Raw genomic sequence first — 16,845 nt, forward strand, 5'->3', positions numbered from 1 at the left:
CCCGCTTCCGATCCCCGATTCGCAGAGCCATGACGATCCACGCCCCGCCGCCGGAAGGCGGCCGCATTATCGACGAGCCGATGGAGACGGCCCTCAGCCGCCGCTATCTGGCCTACGCCCTGTCGACTATTACGAACCGCGCGCTGCCGGACGTGCGTGACGGGTTCAAGCCCGTGCATCGGCGCATCCTGTACGCCATGCATCAGATGCGGCTGAACCCGCAGGCGGCGGCGCGCAAATGCGCCAAGGTCGTCGGCGAGGTGATGGGCGGATACCACCCCCACGGCGACGCCTCGATCTATGAGGCCCTGGTGCGCCTGGCCCAAGATTTCGCGCAGCGTTATCCGCTGGTCGACGGTCAGGGGAACTTCGGCAATATCGATGGCGATAGCGCCGCGGCCATGCGCTACACCGAGTGCAAGCTGACGCCGGCCGCCGTGCTCCTGCTGGACGGGATCGATCAGGATTCGGTCGATTTCCGCGCCACCTACGACGATCAGGACGAGGAGCCGATCGTCCTGCCAGCCGGTTTCCCCAATCTGCTGGCCAACGGCTCGTCAGGCATCGCCGTCGGTATGGCTACCTCGATCCCGCCCCACAATGTCGGCGAACTGATCGACGCCTGTCAGGCCTTGCTGGAGCGGCCCGAGACGACGACCGAGGAACTGGTGCGCCTGGTTCCCGGCCCGGATTTCCCGACCGGCGGCGTGGCCGTCGAAGGTCATGCCTCGATCCTGGACGCCTACGAGACGGGGCGGGGCGGGGTGCGACTGCGGGCGCGCTGGGAAACAGAGGATCTGGGTCGTGGCGTGTGGCGGATCATCGTCACCGAGATGCCGTACCAAGTGCAGAAGTCGCGCCTGATCGAGGCGCTGGCGGACCTGATCGAGCACAAGAAGGCGCCGCTGCTGGGCGACGTGCGCGACGAGTCGGCCGAGGACATTCGCCTGATCCTGGAGCCGAAGAACCGCACTATCGAGCCTGAAATGCTCATGGAAAGCCTGTTCAAGCTGTCCGATCTGGAGGTCCGCTTCCCGATCAACATGAACGTGCTGGACGCGAGCGGCACGCCGCGCGTCATGGGTCTGAAAGACTGCCTGCGCGCCTTCCTGGATCACCGACGCGAGGTGCTGAACCGTCGTTCGCAATGGCGGATCGCGCGGGTCGAGAAGCGTCTGCACCTGCTAGAAGGCCTGCGCATCGTCTTCCTCAACCTCGATGAGGTGATCCGTATCGTCCGCGAGGAAGAGCAGCCGAAGGCCGTCTTGATCGCGCGCTTCGGTCTGACGGAGGTTCAGGCCGACTTCATCCTCGACACCCGACTGCGTCAGTTGGCGCGTCTGGAAGAGATGACGATCGAGAAGGAATTCAACGCTCTGTCCGAAGAACTTGCCAACCTGAAGGCGCTGACGTCGTCAGAAGGCAAGCAGTGGAAGGCGATCTCCAAGGAACTGGAGGCCGTGCGCAAGGCGCTAATCTCGCCGCGCCGCACCACGATCGCCGAGGCGGTGGATACGTCCGCCTTCGTCGCGCCCGAGGCCTTTATTCCGCGCGAGGCGATCACCGTCATCCTGTCGGAACGCGGCTGGATCCGCGCCGCCAAGGGCAAGGTCGAGGATCCGTCGGAGCTGAAGTTCAAGGAAGGCGACCAACTCGCCTACCTCGTCCCGGCCTATACGACCGACAAGCTGCTGGTGGCGGCGTCGGACGGGCGCATCTTCACCATAGGCGCGGACAAGCTGGCGTCCGGACGCGGCCATGGCGAGCCGCTGCGCCTGATGATCGATCTGGACGAAAAGGCCGAGATCATCAACGTCCTGGCGCACCAGCCGGGCGGCAAGCTGCTGATCGCATCAAAGGCCGGATACGGCTTCATCGCACCGGAAGACGACACCCTGGCGCAGAAGCGCGGCGGCAAGCAGGTGCTGAACGGCGAAATGCTGGCGGTGCTGCGGGTGACCGGCGATCACGTTGCGACCATCGGCGAGAACATCAAGACTCTGATCTTCCCTGTTGCCGAACTGCCCGAGATGGGACGCGGCAAGGGCGTGAAGCTGCAAAGCTTCAAACAGGGCGGCCTCGCCGATATCGCAGTCTTCAACGCCGAAAACGGGCCGGAATGGGCCGACGGCGGCGGACGTCGTCGCAACTGGCCCGACTGGAAAGACTGGCTGGGCAAACGCGCCGGCGCCGGTCGCCAGGGCCCCAGAGGCCTGCGGAAGTTCAGATAGGCGGCCCGCCCGTCGGTTCTAGAACAGGACCGACGGGTTCATGATCCGCTTGGGATCGATGGCGCGGCGGATGGCGGCCATGGTTTCGATCTCGAGCGGGGACTTGTAGCGCTTGACCTCTTCGGTCTTCAGCCGGCCCAGCCCGTGTTCAGCCGAGATGGAGCCGTCGTAGGTTCCGACAACATCGTGAACCACTTGCGAGCCTTCCTTCCAGCGGCTGATGAAGGCGGGGATGTCCTGACCGACGCCCGGCAGAATGTCGTAGTGCAGATTGCCGTCACCGACATGGCCGAAGACCGAGATGCGGGCGCCGGGATGGAAGCGTTCGACGGCGGCCGAGGCTTCGTCGATGAAATCGGCGATGCGGCTAATGGGGACGGAGACGTCGTGTTTCCAGCCGCCGCCCTCGGGCTTCAGAGCCGCCGAATGTTCTTCACGCAGACGCCAGAAGGCGGCGCGCTGTGCGTCGTTCTGGGCGATGGCGGCGTCGGTGATCAGGCCTTCCTCGAAGGCGACCTCGAGCAACGCCTCCATCTGGGCCTCGGCGCCGCCGGGCGTGCCCGAAGCGATCTCGATCAGGACATACCACTCGGGCGCCGAGTCCAGCGGCTCGCGGGTGTCGGGAATGTTCTTCAGCACCAGTTCCATGCCGAGGCGCTTCATCAGTTCGAAGGCCTCCACCCCGCCGCCCGTCTCGGCCTTGGCGCGGGCGAGCAGTTCGACCGAGGCGGCGGCTGTTTCCAGCCCGACCACCGCTACGGCGCGCGAGCGCATGATGGGGAAGAGTTTCAGCGTGGCGGCGGTCACGACACCCAATGTGCCCTCGGCGCCGATCAGCAGCTGTTTCAAGTCGTAGCCGGTGTTGTCCTTACGCAGCCGCTTCAGGCCCCGAAAGATTTCGCCGTTGGGCATGACCGCCTCAAGGCCCAGCACCAAATCGCGCATCATGCCGTAGCGAAGAACCTGGGTGCCCCCGGCGTTGGTGGAGATGACGCCGCCAATGGTGGCTGAGCCCTCAGCTGCAAGACTGAGCGGGAAATAGCGGCCGGCCGCTGTCGCCGCCTGCTGCGCCTCAAGCAGGGTCAGGCCGGCCTCGACCGTCATGGCGTCGTCCAGCGGGGTCACGTCGCGGACGGTGCGCATCTTGCGGGTGGAGAGCAGGACTTCGCCGAAGGGGATCTGGCCGCCGACCAATCCCGTGCCGCCGCCTTGGGGCGTGATCGCCACGCCTTCCCGCGCGCAGATCGTAACGACGCGCGCGACCTCTTCCGTCGAACGCGGGGTCAACAGGATCGCCGTATTACCCGTCCAGCGATTGCGCCATTCGGTCAGATGCGGCGCGATGACATCAGGATCCTGGGTCCAACCGCCCGGACCGAGCGCGGCCTTCAGTTCGTCAATCACGGCGGCGGAGGGGGCGGGCGTCTGCATGCCCCCTTTTGTCAGGCGTCGCCTTGCGTTGGAAGGGCCGCGAGGGCCCTCAGACGTCGAGTTCTTCTTTCACGAACTGGGCGTTTTCCTGAATGAACTGGAAGCGGGCGTCGGCGCGCTTGCCCATCAGGCGCTCGACCAGGTCTTCGATGCTGGCCTCGGCGTCGGGCACCGTAATGCGCGCCAGGGTTCGCTTCTTGGGATCCATGGTGGTCTCCTTAAGCTGGGAGGCCATCATTTCGCCGAGACCCTTGAACCGGCCGATCTCGGTCTTCTTGCCCTTGAAGACTGTGGCCAGCAGTTCGTCCCGGTGGGCGTCGTCGCGGGCGTATTCGCTCAAAGGGCCGGCGCTGATGCGGTAGAGCGGCGGAAGAGCCATGAAGACCCGGCCCTGGCGAATGGTCTCGGGCATGACGCGGTAGAAGAAGGTGATCAGCAGCGCCGCGATGTGCGCGCCGTCCACGTCGGCGTCGGTCATGATGACGATCCGCTCGTAGCGCAGGTCGTCGATATTGAACCGGTTGCCGGGTTGGACGCCCAAGGCCAGGGCCAGATCGGACAGTTCGACGTTGGCGCGCAGCTTGTCAGCGGTGGCGGACGCGACGTTTAGGATCTTGCCGCGCAGGGGCAGGATGGCCTGGGTCGTGCGGTCGCGCGCCTGTTTGGCCGAGCCGCCGGCCGAATCGCCTTCGACGATGAAGAGTTCGGTGCCTTGAGCCGACTGACGGCTGCAGTCCGACAGCTTGCCGGGCAGGCGCAGCTTGCGGGTGGCGGCGGCGCGCTGGACTTCCTTGTCCTTACGGCGACGTAGCCGATCCTCGGCGCGATCGACGACGAAGCCGAGCAGGGCGTTGGCCTGTTTGGGGCTCTCGGTCAGCCAGTGGTCCAGCGGGTCGCGCAGCAGCTGCTCCACGATGCGCGCACCCTCGGGCGAGGACAGACGGTCCTTGGTCTGGCCCTGAAACTCGGGATTGCGGATAAAGACGCTGATCAGGGCGCCGGCATTGGCGATGACGTCCTCGGCCGTGATGATCGCGGCGCGCTTCTCGTTGGTCAGTTCACCGTAGGATTTCAAACCCTTGACCAGGGCGGCGCGGAACCCGGCCTCGTGCGTGCCGCCATCGGGCGTGGAGACGGTGTTGCAGTAGGACTGGATGAAGCCGTCCGATTCACCAAAGCCGATCGGCGACCAGGTAACGGCCCATTCGAATGCGCCCGCTTCGCCTTGACGCTCGGCGCGGCCGGCGAAGGCGGGGGTGACGGTTTCCAACTGACCGATACGGTCGATCAGGGCATCGGCCAGGCCGCCGGGGAAGTGCAGGCTGGCTTGGGCGGGCGTGGCGTCGGTGATCCGCTCCGGCGCGCAGGTCCAGCGGATCTCAACGCCGCGGAACAGATAGGCCTTTGACCGCGCCATGCGGAATAGACGAGCGGGCTTGAAGGCCGCGCCCATACCGAAGATTTCGTCGTCGGGCTTGAAGCGGATCAGGGTGCCGCGCTTCTTAGACGGGCCGATCTGCTGAATCGGGGCCAGGACGTGGCCGCGGCTGAAGGCCTGTTTCCATTCGAAACCGTCGCGCCAGACCGTGACCTCGACGCTTTCGCTCAGGGCGTTGACGACCGAGACGCCGACACCGTGCAAACCGCCTGAGGTTTCATAGGCTTTACCGGAAAACTTGCCGCCAGAGTGCAGCACGGTCATGACGACTTCCAGCGCAGACTTGCCAGGATGTTTGGGGTGAGGATCGACCGGGATGCCGCGACCGTCATCGCGCACCGACAGATAGCCGTCGGCGTCCAGATCGACGGTGATCAGCTTAGCGTGCTTCGCCACCGCCTCGTCCATGGCGTTGTCCAGGACTTCGGCGAACAGGTGGTGCAGGGCGCGCTCGTCGGTGCCCCCGATATACATGCCGGGGCGTTTGCGAACGGGTTCAAGCCCTTCCAGCACCTCAATGGATGAGGCGGAATAGCCGGTGGCGGCCGCCGTCGTGGCCGTGGACTGAACAGGCGGGGGCGCAGGCGTTGAGACAGCAGTGGGCGCAGCCGCAGGCGGGGTCACCACAACAGGCTTGGGCGGCTCGGGTTTGCGAGCTTCGGGTTCGTCGTCAAAAGCGAAGAGGTCGGCGGCCATTCACATAGTCTGAGGCGATTCGGGACCGGGTCTGGTAGGCCCGTGAGGCCGGTCGAGCAAGCGGCGCACGAACCGGGGCCGGATCGAAGGTCACGGAGCGGGCCATAATCGCCAACATCAGGATCCACGGCAGGTTAGCGTGGGTCAGCAGGACGCTCTCTGACAGGCTCAAAGCGGTGAAGGCGGATAGATAGGCGATGCTCCAATAGCCTTCGCGCGCACCGAGCCCGTTCGTGCGCGCGATGACGAAGATCGCAGAGAGCGCCATGATGGCCCCTACCGCCACCGCACCGGGCCAGCCCAGTTGCACGAGCAGATCGATCCAGCCGTTGTGGGCGGAGGGGACGGGCCATTGGGTCTCGATGCGGATTTCGCGCGCAGGGATCGAGTCCACGCCCCAGAAGGCGCTGAAGCCATATCCGGTCCAGGGGCGCTCAGCGACCTTCCGCATAAGGGCCTCCCAGATCAGGGTGCGGCCTGTCAGCGACGGGTCCTTGCCCAGCGCTTCCAGGATTGCAGCGGAGTCGGAGTTCCACAGCCAGGTGGCGGCCGCCGCAACGATGACGGCAAGCCAGATGCCGATGACGGTGATGACGGTGCCGCCTTGTTTCAACGCCCACCACCCACCGATCATGCCTAGGCCCAGGCCCCAGCATAGAAGCGATGTCTTGGATTGGGTGGCGAGCACCAGGAGCGTGGTCAGGCCCAATGTCAGCAGGCAGATCCAGAACCGATGGCTGCGTCCCGCGATATGATCGGCGGCCAGGGTCGCTGCGGCGGAGACGGCGCCCACCACCATGACCAGCCCCATCTGGTTCTTCTCGTACCAGAGGCCGCGCCACAGGCCGGCGTTGTCGAACTGGTGCACCCCGACCTTCGGATAGCCGAACACCATGATCAGGCTGCCGATCGCCATCACCAGACAGGTGTACATCAGGACGCGCGGCAGGGCGTCGTTACGGAACCGGGCGCCCAGATAGATAGCGAAAGCGCTGTTAATCGCCATGGCGATGACGCGGCGCTCAGTGACCTCGGGGTCGATGGACCAGTATTTCGAGACGAAACACAGGGCGACCAGGGCGAACATCATCAGCCAAGCGGGCCAGGCGCGTATGACCTTGTCGAAGCGAAAGACGATCAGGCCGGCGATGACGGCATAGACCGGCAACCAGATGAACCGCAGGATCGGCGTCTCGACCTGGGTCGGCGCGATGACGGGCGCAATAAGGGCGCCGGTCAGCATGAAGACGACGAAGCCAGCCGCCCACTGTTCCCACAGCGGCGGAGAATCATCCGGGATATGAACGGGCGGTTCACGCACGGGCGCACAGTCCTTTGCGGCGCTTAAGGAACCGTGAGCGCGGCGGTGAAGGCGGCGAGACCTCGTTCCAGATCGGCGATCAGTTCTGAGGGGTCTTCCAAACCGACATGCAGTCGGATCAGTTCGCCCTCAAGCACGGGCGGATGGCAGCGGTAGTCCATCTGATGGGTCTCGTGGGTGATCAGGCTTTCGAACCCGCCCCAGGAATAGCCGAGGCCGAACAGGGTCAGGGCGTTCAGCAACGCCTCGCCCGCCGCCTTGTCGCCGCCCTTCATAATCAAGCCCATCAGGGACGCCGCGCCGGTGAAATCACGCCGCCACAGGTCATGGCTGATCGAGTTGGTCAGGGGCGGGTAGAGCACGCGGGAGACCTCTGGCCGACCGTGCAGCCACTCCGCGACGATCAAAGCCGACCGCGCCTGTTCGGCATACCGCAGCGGCAGAGTCCGCAGGCCGCGCAGCGCCAGCCAGGCGTCGTCGGGCGACACATGCCAGCCGAGATCCTCGATCGTGTCGCCGATGGCTCTCAGACAGGCGGGATCGTTCGAAGCGATGCTGCCCATCAGCACGTCCGAATGACCGCCGACATATTTGGTGACGGCCTGAACGCTGACATCCACGCAATGGGCCAGCGGACGATAGGCCAGGCCGGCGGCCCAGGTATTATCGACCACCGTCAGGACACCTCGCGCGCGGCAGGCCTGGGCCACGGCGGTGACATCGACCATCTCGAATGTGAGAGAGGCTGGCGACTCCATCAGCACCAACCGCGTGCGTTCGCCGATGGCGGCCAGAACAGCCTGCGCGTCTGCGTCTGCGGGCAAAAAGCGGGTCGTGACGCCGCGGGTCGATTGATAACGGCTCAGGAACCGGCGCGTCGGACCATAGACGGCGTCCGTTGTGACCACCTCGTCGCCCGGTCTCAAAAGCGCCAGCAGCGGAACTGTGACGGCCGCAAGGCCCGACGGAACGAGGAAGGCCCCCTCCGCGCCCTCCAGATCGGCCAGGGCGCGGCGAAGATCGCGGGCGGCGCTGGTCCCGCTGAGGCCATAGGTCGGCCCGTCGGTCTCGTCGCGCATGACGGCCGCGCTATCGCTCAACATCGTCGAGGCGCGTTCGATCGGCGGATTGACGCCGCGCCGGCCCTGGCCGCGTCGCGTGGCGGCGGCGATCAGGCGGGTGCGGTCCGAATGCGGCGACATGGCCCCTCCGATGGGTTGCGGATCGAGCCCTAAAGGCCTCTAAAGCCAGCGGGGCGCAAGCGGCGAGGGACTGGAACGCGATGCGGTGCTGGATGATCGGAGCGATGGCGGCGGTGCTGCTGACGGCGGCTTGCGGGCGCAAGGACGCCAATCCTGCGCCGGAAACCAGCCCTGTCACGTCCGCGCAAGCGTCCTCGACTGCGGTCGCGAAAAGCCCGACGCTGGCCGCCATCAAACGCCGCGGTCGCTTGAACTGCGGCGTGCATCAGGGGTTAGTCGGCTTTGCCTACACCGACAATCGCGGCCAGTGGCGCGGCTTCGACGTGGACTTCTGTCGCGCGACGGCGGCGGCTGTGCTGGGTGATGCCGACGCGGTGCGGTTCGTGCCTCTGTCGGCGTCCGATCGTTTCACGGCGCTGAACGACGGCCGCATCGATGTGCTTTGGCGCAACTCGTCCTGGACCATGAGCCGCGACGCGGGCGAGGGGTTCGTCTTCGCCGGCGTCAACTATTACGACGGCCAGGGCTTTCTGGTTCGGCGTTCGCTGAACCTGAACAGCGCGACTGAACTGACGGGCGCGCGGGTTTGCGTTCAATCGGGTTCGACGTCCCAGGCCAACGCTGCCGATTATTTCCGGTCTCGAGGCATCGAATATCGACCTGTCGTGTTCGAGACGGAGGAGGCGGCGCGCGACGCCTATGGTCGCGAGGATTGCGACGCGTTCAGCGCCGACATCTCCGCGCTAGCCGCCGCGCGGACTGTGCTGACCAATCCCAACGAGCATGTGATCCTGTCCGATGTGGCGTCCAAGGAGCCGCTGGGGCCGGTAGTCAAGGCGGGCGACGAACGCTGGGCCTCGACCGTCCGCTGGACCCTAAACGCCCTAATGCTGGCCGAAGAACTCGGGGTCACCAAGGCCAATGCCGAAGATCAGTTCAAGACGACGACGGACCCACGCGTGCGACGTCTTTTGGGCGCCGAGGGCGAGTTCGGACCCATGCTGGGGCTGTCGAACGCCTGGGCCAAGGACGCCGTGGGTGCGGTCGGAAACTATGGCGAAATCTTCGAGCGGAATTTGGGATCGCAATCGGCGCTCGACCTGGCGCGCGGTTTGAACGCACAATGGAACGCGCGCCCGGCCGGCTTGATCTATGGCCTGCCGATCCGATAAGCGCCGACGCTTGCATCGCTTCCTGGGGGACAGATGACCGAGACGAAACGCGGCGGCCTTGCGCTGCACTGGCTGATGTTGATCGGTTTCGCGGTCGGTCTGATCGGAGGATTGCTGGTCAATCTGACGCTGGGAGCGGATACGGCCTGGGTGGTCTGGCTGACAGACAACGTCACCGGACCGCTGGGCCAGATCTTCCTGCGCCTGCTGTTCATGATGGTGATCCCGCTGCTGTTCTCGGCCCTGGTGGTCGGGGTGGCCGAGATGGGCGATCTGAGCTCGCTTGGACGGGCGGGAATCAAGACCCTGTTGTTGACCATTCTGGTGTCCAGCATCGCTGTGGTGATCGGCCTAGTGATGGTCAATGTGTTCCAGCCCGGAAGGGGCGTGGACCCAGTTCTCGCTCAGCAACTGCTGGACCAGGGACGTGCCGGCGCGGCCGGTATCGTCAGCGGCGCGCCCGAAACCATCCAACTGGGTGATTTCTTCCTGGATCTGATTCCGTCGAACGTCTTCACCGCTGCCTCCGAGAACCAGATCCTGCCGGTGATGGTGTTCGCTCTGTTCTTCGGCATCGGCCTGGTGATGGCCAAGTCGCCTGCGACCGACCGCTTGCAGCAGGTCATCGAGGGCATGTTCGAAGTGACGATGAAGCTGATCAACCTCTTCATCAAACTGGCCCCCATCGCAATCGCCTGCTTGATGTTCAACCTGGCGGCCCTGTTCGGCTGGGACCTTCTGGTGCGCCTCGCGGCCTATGTCGGCGTCGCGGTGGGCGCGATGGCGATCCACATGTTCGTCGTCTATCCGCTGGTGATCTGGATCCTTGGCGGCCGGTCGCCGATCGCCTTCTTCAAGGGAGTGCGCGAGCCAATGGTGGTGGCCTTCTCGACCGCTTCATCCAACGCGTCTTTGCCGGTGTCGCTGAAGGCGGCCGAGCAGGAGCTGAAGCTGCCGCGCAAGATCGCCCGCTTCGTCCTGACGGTCGGTGCCACCGCCAACCAAAACGGCACGGCCTTGTTTGAAGGCGTGACGGTGCTGTTTCTGGCTCAGTTCTTCGGCATCGACCTGACGATCACGCAGCAGATCATCGTCATGCTGGTCTGTATCCTTGGCGGTATCGGTACGGCGGGCGTGCCGGCCGGTTCGCTACCGGTCGTGGCGATGATCCTGGTGATGGTGAAGGTACCGCCGGAGGGCATCGGCCTGATCCTGGGCGTGGATCGCTTCCTGGACATGTGCCGCACAACCCTGAACGTCACGGGCGACCTGGTTCTGGCGACTGTCGTTTCGCGCGGCGAGGAAGACGAGCCGATCGACGCCGACGATGTCGTCCCCGTGGCGCCGCCGGCCTGATCTCAGCCGGTTTCGACGGGGGTGTCCGTTCGGGCGCCCCATTCAGCCCAGGAACCGTCATAAAGCCGCGACGAACGACCGAGTTCAGCCATGCCCAGCGTCAGTATTGCGGCGGTCACTCCGGATCCGCAGGTCGTGATCACGGGTCGGCTGATATCCACGCCAGCGTCCGCAATGGCCTGCGCCAAGGCCGCGCCACGCTTCATAGTGCCATTGTCGTTTAGCAAGCGACCATAGGGGAGATTGCGCGCGCCGGGCATATGGCCGCTGCGAACACCGGCGCGAGGTTCGGGCGCCGCACCTTTGAAACGCGGTGCGGCGCGCGCATCCACGACCTGGGCGTCCTGGGCCAAGGCCGCGCGCACGTCATCCAACGAGGCGACAGCATCGAGCGTCATCTTGGCATGGAAGTCTTTTGCATCTGCGACTGAAGGCCCGGAGACGGTTGGCAGGCCGTCGTCACGCCAGCGCGGCAGGCCGCCGTCGAGCACCTGAACCCTCGTCGCGCCCATCGTCTTCAGCAGCCACCAGACGCGCGCCGCCGAGAACAATCCGGCTGTATCATAGACGACGATCTGGTCGTCGACGGAGAGGCCCAGCGTCCCGACCGCCGCCCCAAAGGCCTCTGGCGTCGGCATCATGTGGGGCAAAGCGCTGTCGCGATCCGATATCGCATCCAGATCGAAGAAGACTGCGCCAGGGATATGGGCCTGTTCGAAATCGGCGCGCGCGTCGCGGCCGTCCAGATGCCAACTGCTATCGACGATCCGCAAATCGGGCGCGCCCAATCGCGCGGCAAGGTCCGTCGTGGAAATCAGCGGACTCATGGGCGAGACAGGCTCAGTTGGATGACGTCGGTGCGGCGAGAGCGGAAACCGGCCTCGCAATAGGCCAGATAGAAGCGCCAGAGCCGGCGGAATCTTTCGTCAAAGCCGGAAAGCTTGCTGATTTCGCCCCAGGACGCCTGGAAACGCTCATCCCAAAGCTTGAGCGTCGCAGCGTAGTCGAGGCCGAACCGTTCCACCGACTGCCATGACAGTCCGGCTTTCGACACGACCGGCGCCAGCCGTTCTTCGGAGGGCAGCATGCCGCCGGGGAAGACGTACTTTTGAATAAAATCTGTCCGGGCATTGTATTCGTCGAACAGGTCGTCCTGGATCGTGATGATCTGCAGTCCGGCCTTGCCGCCGGGCCGAAGGACGTCGTGGACCTTGCCGAAATAGGCGGGCCAGTACTCCATGCCCACAGCCTCGAACATCTCGATGGATGCCACTCGATCAAATCGGCCCTGCACGTCGCGGTAGTCGATAAGCTGAATATCGGCGCGGTCGCTCAGTCCCGCGTTGAACATGCGCTGGCGAGCGAAATAGTGCTGCTCTTTGGAGATCGTAATCCCAGTGACGTCGGCGCCGATCTCGCGCGCCGCAAACTCGGCGAAGCCGCCCCAGCCGCAGCCGATTTCGAGCACCGACATGCCCGGCCGAAGATCCATCATTCGGGCCAAGGCGGCGTATTTCTCGCGCTGCGCCGCCTCCAGTGCCTCACTATCGCGGCTGAAGCGGGCCGATGAGTAGGTCATCGTGCCGTCCAGCCACTGGGAATAGAAGGCGTTGCCCAGATCGTAGTGGGCGTGGATATTTTTCTTCGACCCGGTCTTGCTGTTACGATTGGTGCGGTGGCTCAGCCAGTTGACCACCCACATGATCAGGTTGCCGTCGAACAGGCGCCGGATGTGATCGTAGTTGTCCACCAGGGTTTCGAGCAGACCGGCCAAGTGCGGACTGTCCCACTCGCCCGCGATATAGCCTTCGGCGAATCCGATATCGCCGGCCGCCAGGACGCGGCGTGCGAACCGATAGTTGCGCACGGTCATCATGCCGCTGGGGCCCGGCTGCTTGCCTTGAAGCACATGGGTCTCGCCATTGGGCAGTTGCACCGTCAAGCGCCCGAAGGTCCAGTTGGCGGCCAGAAGCCGCAACAGCATGGCGAACACGCGCGGTGTTCGGCTGGCGACGGCTTCGATATCGGCGTGTGCGACGCTCATCTTTTGACTTTCAACGCGGAATATAAGGGGGGTCAATCACGGTCGCTGTGGTCGTCGCCACGGCCGGAAACGGTCTTCAGGGCGGCGAGCGCCCGGGCGCGACCCTTCTCGTGTTCGACTATCGGCTTGGGGTAATCGCGCCCTAGAACGATTCCGGCGTCGCGCAGCACTTCAGCGGGTGCCGTCCAGGGCGACTGAAGCCAGCGGTCGGGCAGGCGGCGAAGTTCCGGCACCCACCGACGGACATAGCCGCCGTCGGGATCGAACTTTTCACCCTGCGTGATGGGATTGAAAATGCGGAAGAAGGGGGAGGCGTCTGCGCCCGAGCCTGCGACCCACTGCCAGTTCTGCACATTGCTGGCCCGGTCGGCATCCACCAGCGTGTCCCAGAACCAGGCTTCGCCTTCGCGCCAGTCGATCAGCAGATGTTTGATCAGGAAGGAGGCGACGACCATCCGAACCCGATTGTGCATCCACCCTGTCGTCCAGAGCTGGCGCATACCGGCGTCCACCAACGGGTATCCGGTCCGCCCCTGTCGCCATGCATTGAGGCTCGCGTCGTCTTTGCGCCAGGGCATGGCGTCATACTCGGGACGGAAGGCGCGCTCGGTGATGAAGGGAAAATGGTGCAGCAGGTGCGCCGAGAACTCGCGCCAGCCGATCTCAGAAATGAATTTGTCGGCTTCCGCCGATGATACCTTGCCGTCTTTCGCCGCCTGTCGGGCGCGGTCAATCGCCCGCCAGGGGCTGATTTCGCCCCAATGAAGATGCGGCGACAGGCGGCTGTTGGCGCCCTGCCGGTCGGGAAAGTCGCGATCCTTGGAATAGCTCTTCAGGCCGGATGATATGAACTTGGACAAGGCCTGCGAGGCCCCGTCTTCCCCTGGCGTCCAGTCGAATCCTTTGGACCAGTCCGGACGGTGGGGGTGCAGCTTCCAGCCGTCGAGGTCGTCAGACTGAACCCTTTTGGGCGTCTGGATTTGGCGCGGTCCCGTTGTGTGAGCCGGGGCCTCGGCCGTGGCCAAGAGGGCTCTCAGGAACGGGGTGAAGACTTTGTACGGCTGGCCTGATCCATTCAGCACAGCGCCGGGGCGGCAGAGCAGGGCGCCGTTGAAGCCAAGGCATTCGACACCGTCCGCCTTGAGCGCGTGGGCGAGTTCGGCGTCATGCTCAAACGCCTCAGGTTCGAACAGGCGGTTCATGAAGACAGTGTCGGCATCGGTTTCGCCGATCAGCGCCTGAAGCTGGTTCAGAGCATTGCCCTGGCGCAGAATCAGGCGTGAACCGCGATCCTGAAGCGCCGCATCCAGCGCCCTCAATGACTTGTCGAGCCACCAGCGCGACGCGGCGCCCATCGGCCGCTCGAAATGCTCGTCCCGAATATAGACGGGCAGGATTGGTCGCCCCGTCTCCGCCGCGTGGTTCAGGGCAGGATTGTCATGCAGTCGCAGATCGCGGCGGAACCACAGGATGACAGGTTTGGTGGCCACGCGGGCGAACTCCGTGATAACTTGCGCTCTTCCCTTCAGAGCGCCACCTGATGGCCCAATAGCTGCGGCAAAAGCCGCATCCACAACACCGAACGTCGAAAGAGCCGCCTCGTGAGCCGACCCAACGCTGTCATTACGTTGTCCGAAGGTCTTCGGACGCCTGTCGTCATCGGCGGCGGCGCAAGAATCGCTTTCATCGCCGGTCCTTGCCAGATGGAGAGCCGGCAGCATGCGCTGGAGACGGCCCATGCCCTGAAGGAGATCGGCGAGCGGTTGAACGTCGGCATCATCTACAAGACCAGTTTCGACAAGGCGAACCGGACCAGCGCCAGCGCCGCGCGTGGCATCGGTTTGAAAGACGCCATGCCGATCTTCGCGGAGATTCGCGAGGTCACAGGCCTGCCGACCCTGACAGATGTTCACTCCGAGGTTCAGTGTGGTCCGGTCGGCGAGGTCGTCGACGTGCTGCAGATTCCGGCCTTCCTCAGCCGCCAGACCGACCTGCTGCTGGCGGCCGCCGCCACCGGCAAGGCGATCAACATCAAGAAGGGTCAGTTCCTGGCCCCCTGGGACATGAAGAACGTCATCGCCAAGGTGGTCGGCGCCGGCAATCCCAACGTCATGGCCTGCGAACGCGGCGCCAGCTTCGGCTACAACACTCTGGTCAGCGATATGCGGGCGCTTCCGGTGCTGCGCGAGATCGGCTGCCCCGTCGTGTTTGATGCGACCCACAGCGTTCAGCAGCCGGGCGGGCAGGGCGCGTCGTCGGGCGGTCAGCGCGAGTTCGTGCCGGTGCTAGGACGCGCGGCGGTGGCCGTCGGCGTCGATGCGGTCTTCATGGAAACGCACCAGGACCCGGATAATGCGCCGTCGGATGGCCCAAACATGGTGCCGCTGAGCCAGTTCGAGGCCCTGGCCGCCGAACTGATCGCCTTCGACGACCTGGCCATCAAGATCGGGGCCAAGGCGCCGGTGGCGCAAGCCGCCTGAATCCTCTAGGTCGGACCCATGTCTGACACCTTGGATCTGGGCGCCCTGCAAAGCCTGTTGGAGCGCGTGCGCGGCCTGAAGATCGCCTGCGTCGGCGACCTGATGCTGGATCGCTACGTCTATGGCGAGGTCAGCCGCATCTCGCCCGAGGCGCCGATCCCTGTACTCCGCACCAGCCGCACCGTCGCCATGCCAGGCGGCGTCGGCAACGTCGCGCGCAATATTGCGGCTCTGGGTGGTGTGGCGCGGCTAGGCGCCGTGATCGGCGACGACGCGGCTGGCGCGGAACTGACCGCTCTGATCGCCGCCGAGCCGCACATCGAGGACGTCGTGGCGAGGCCGGCAGGCGCGTCCACAATCGTAAAGACACGCTTCGTTTCGGGCGGCCAACAGCTCTTGCGTTTGGATGACGAGGCTGCGCCGACCGCGATCCACGATTCGGACGCGTTTACTGATGCCTCGGTCTACTTGCTCTCAGACTACGCCAAGGGTGTCGTCAGCGATGCGCTCCTGGCTTCGGCGCTGAACGCGGCGAAGAAATCTGGTGCGCCGGTCGTCGTCGATCCAAAGGGAAGGGATTTCGACCGCTACGGCGCCGTCGATGTCATCAAGCCCAATGCGTCGGAACTGGCCGGCGCCACCGGCCTGCCGGTCGGTACGGACCCCGAGGTCGAGACGGCGCTGGCCGCCTTGCTGGCCGCCACGACCGCCAAGGCGATCATCGTCACCCGTGCGGGCAAGGGGATGAGCCTGGCGCGGCGCGGTGAACCCGTGAAGCACTTCCCGGGCCGGGCGCGCGAGGTCTTCGACGTGTCTGGCGCCGGCGATACAGGCCTGGCCGCCATTGGGTTGGCGCTGGGCGCGGGTGCGTCGCTGGAGATGGCGGTCGAGTTCGCCATCCTGGCCTCTGGCGTGGTTGTCGGGAAGGCCGGGACGGCTGTTATCACACCCGCCGAGCTGATCGAAGCCGAGCTGAGCCAGCACGCCACCGCTGCGGTATCCAAGGTGACGCCGATCGACGAACTGGCGGTCGAGGTCGAGGGCTGGCGACGTCAGGGCCTGAAGGTCGGTTTCACCAATGGATGTTTCGACATCCTGCACCGCGGCCATGTGGCCTATCTGGCGCAGGCGCGCAGCTGGTGCGATCGTCTGGTCGTGGCGCTGAATACCGACGCATCGGTCAGGCGACTGAAGGGCGAGGGGCGACCGGTGAATGATCTGGATAGTCGCGCCGTCGTCATTGGGGGGCTGGCCAGCGTCGACCGCGTCACCAGCTTCAATGATCCGACGCCGATCGCCCTGATCGAACGGCTGCGTCCTGATGTTCTGATCAAGGGCTCGGACTATACGCGAGAGGGCGTCGTGGGCGGCGATCTGGTCGAAAGCTGGGGTGGGGAGGTCAAGCTGGCGGATTTCAAGGACGGCTATTCGACCACACGAACGATCGAGAAAATGACAGGGAGCGCGCAGTGAC

At 64.9% G+C, this 16,845-nt stretch carries 12 protein-coding genes; 5 read left to right on the plus strand and 7 right to left on the minus strand.

Going from position 1 to position 16,845, the window contains the following annotated elements; genetic code table 11:
- Positions 1–29: 29 nt before the first annotated feature.
- Entirely contained in the window at positions 30–2,231 is a 2,202-nt protein-coding gene (gene parC, locus A4249_RS05565) for a DNA topoisomerase IV subunit A (protein ID WP_066551509.1), read from the plus strand.
- An 18-nt stretch (positions 2,232–2,249) separates the two neighbouring features.
- Here the strand turns inward: parC and A4249_RS05570 are convergent, their stop codons facing one another.
- Genes A4249_RS05570 through metC form a run of 4 tightly spaced genes read right to left on the minus strand, consistent with a single transcriptional unit; the run spans position 2,250 to position 8,319 of the window.
- The gene (locus A4249_RS05570) at positions 2,250–3,662 is read right to left on the minus strand and encodes an FAD-binding oxidoreductase (protein ID WP_066551510.1); all 1,413 of its coding nucleotides are present in this window, start codon (positions 3,660–3,662) and stop codon (positions 2,250–2,252) included.
- 49 nt (positions 3,663–3,711) lie between these two features.
- Positions 3,712–5,796 (minus strand): DNA topoisomerase IV subunit B, encoded by a 2,085-nt coding sequence (locus A4249_RS05575; protein WP_066551511.1) that lies wholly within the window; start codon positions 5,794–5,796, stop codon positions 3,712–3,714.
- The gene (locus A4249_RS05580; protein ID WP_066551512.1) at positions 5,771–7,117 is read right to left on the minus strand and encodes an O-antigen ligase family protein; all 1,347 of its coding nucleotides are present in this window, start codon (positions 7,115–7,117) and stop codon (positions 5,771–5,773) included. Before A4249_RS05580 ends, A4249_RS05575 begins: the two co-directional genes overlap by 26 nt.
- A gap of 23 nt (positions 7,118–7,140) precedes the next feature.
- The gene (gene metC / locus A4249_RS05585) at positions 7,141–8,319 is read right to left on the minus strand and encodes a cystathionine beta-lyase (protein ID WP_066551513.1); all 1,179 of its coding nucleotides are present in this window, start codon (positions 8,317–8,319) and stop codon (positions 7,141–7,143) included.
- Between the two features lie 80 nt (positions 8,320–8,399).
- Here metC and A4249_RS05590 point away from each other — a divergent pair, with 80 nt between their 5' ends.
- Positions 8,400–9,491 (plus strand): amino acid ABC transporter substrate-binding protein, encoded by a 1,092-nt coding sequence (locus tag A4249_RS05590; protein WP_231868779.1) that lies wholly within the window; start codon positions 8,400–8,402, stop codon positions 9,489–9,491.
- A 33-nt stretch (positions 9,492–9,524) separates the two neighbouring features.
- A complete protein-coding gene (locus A4249_RS05595; protein ID WP_066551514.1) occupies positions 9,525–10,847 on the plus strand; it encodes a dicarboxylate/amino acid:cation symporter in 1,323 nt (440 codons plus the stop codon).
- A 2-nt stretch (positions 10,848–10,849) separates the two neighbouring features.
- Here A4249_RS05595 and sseA read toward each other — a convergent pair whose 3' ends face one another.
- The 3 genes from sseA to A4249_RS05610 are packed head-to-tail and all read right to left on the minus strand — an operon-like array spanning position 10,850 to position 14,381.
- On the minus strand, positions 10,850–11,674 hold the full coding sequence (gene sseA / locus A4249_RS05600; RefSeq protein ID WP_066551515.1) for a 3-mercaptopyruvate sulfurtransferase: 825 nt from the start codon (positions 11,672–11,674) through the stop codon (positions 10,850–10,852).
- The gene (locus A4249_RS05605; RefSeq protein ID WP_066551516.1) at positions 11,671–12,891 is read right to left on the minus strand and encodes an SAM-dependent methyltransferase; all 1,221 of its coding nucleotides are present in this window, start codon (positions 12,889–12,891) and stop codon (positions 11,671–11,673) included. The genes sseA and A4249_RS05605 overlap by 4 nt, the downstream gene beginning before the upstream one ends.
- Before the next feature lie 32 nt (positions 12,892–12,923).
- Positions 12,924–14,381 (minus strand): cryptochrome/photolyase family protein, encoded by a 1,458-nt coding sequence (locus A4249_RS05610; protein ID WP_082854073.1) that lies wholly within the window; start codon positions 14,379–14,381, stop codon positions 12,924–12,926.
- Positions 14,382–14,492: 111 nt separating this feature from the next.
- Here A4249_RS05610 and kdsA point away from each other — a divergent pair, with 111 nt between their 5' ends.
- Both kdsA and rfaE2 read left to right on the plus strand, forming a co-directional pair.
- On the plus strand, positions 14,493–15,371 hold the full coding sequence (gene kdsA / locus A4249_RS05615; protein ID WP_026108227.1) for a 3-deoxy-8-phosphooctulonate synthase: 879 nt from the start codon (positions 14,493–14,495) through the stop codon (positions 15,369–15,371).
- Between the two features lie 18 nt (positions 15,372–15,389).
- Positions 15,390–16,844 (plus strand): D-glycero-beta-D-manno-heptose 1-phosphate adenylyltransferase, encoded by a 1,455-nt coding sequence (gene rfaE2, locus A4249_RS05620; RefSeq protein WP_066551517.1) that lies wholly within the window; start codon positions 15,390–15,392, stop codon positions 16,842–16,844.
- Position 16,845: the final 1 nt, after the last annotated feature.

The organism is Brevundimonas sp. GW460-12-10-14-LB2 (assembly GCF_001636925.1).
GTDB classification, from domain to species: domain Bacteria; phylum Pseudomonadota; class Alphaproteobacteria; order Caulobacterales; family Caulobacteraceae; genus Brevundimonas; species Brevundimonas vesicularis.

Excerpts from the sequence above, each read along its gene's own strand:
- parC (WP_066551509.1), top strand. The coding sequence starts at position 30 with ATGACGATCCACGCCCCGCCGCCGGAAGGCGGCCGCATTATCGACGAG.
- A4249_RS05570 (WP_066551510.1), bottom strand. The coding sequence starts at position 3,662 with ATGCAGACGCCCGCCCCCTCCGCCGCCGTGATTGACGAACTGAAGGCC.
- A4249_RS05575 (WP_066551511.1), bottom strand. The coding sequence starts at position 5,796 with ATGGCCGCCGACCTCTTCGCTTTTGACGACGAACCCGAAGCTCGCAAA.
- metC (WP_066551513.1), bottom strand. The coding sequence starts at position 8,319 with ATGTCGCCGCATTCGGACCGCACCCGCCTGATCGCCGCCGCCACGCGA.
- A4249_RS05590 (WP_231868779.1), top strand. The coding sequence starts at position 8,400 with ATGCGGTGCTGGATGATCGGAGCGATGGCGGCGGTGCTGCTGACGGCG.
- A4249_RS05595 (WP_066551514.1), top strand. The coding sequence starts at position 9,525 with ATGACCGAGACGAAACGCGGCGGCCTTGCGCTGCACTGGCTGATGTTG.
- sseA (WP_066551515.1), bottom strand. The coding sequence starts at position 11,674 with ATGAGTCCGCTGATTTCCACGACGGACCTTGCCGCGCGATTGGGCGCG.
- A4249_RS05605 (WP_066551516.1), bottom strand. The coding sequence starts at position 12,891 with ATGAGCGTCGCACACGCCGATATCGAAGCCGTCGCCAGCCGAACACCG.
- rfaE2 (WP_066551517.1), top strand. The coding sequence starts at position 15,390 with ATGTCTGACACCTTGGATCTGGGCGCCCTGCAAAGCCTGTTGGAGCGC.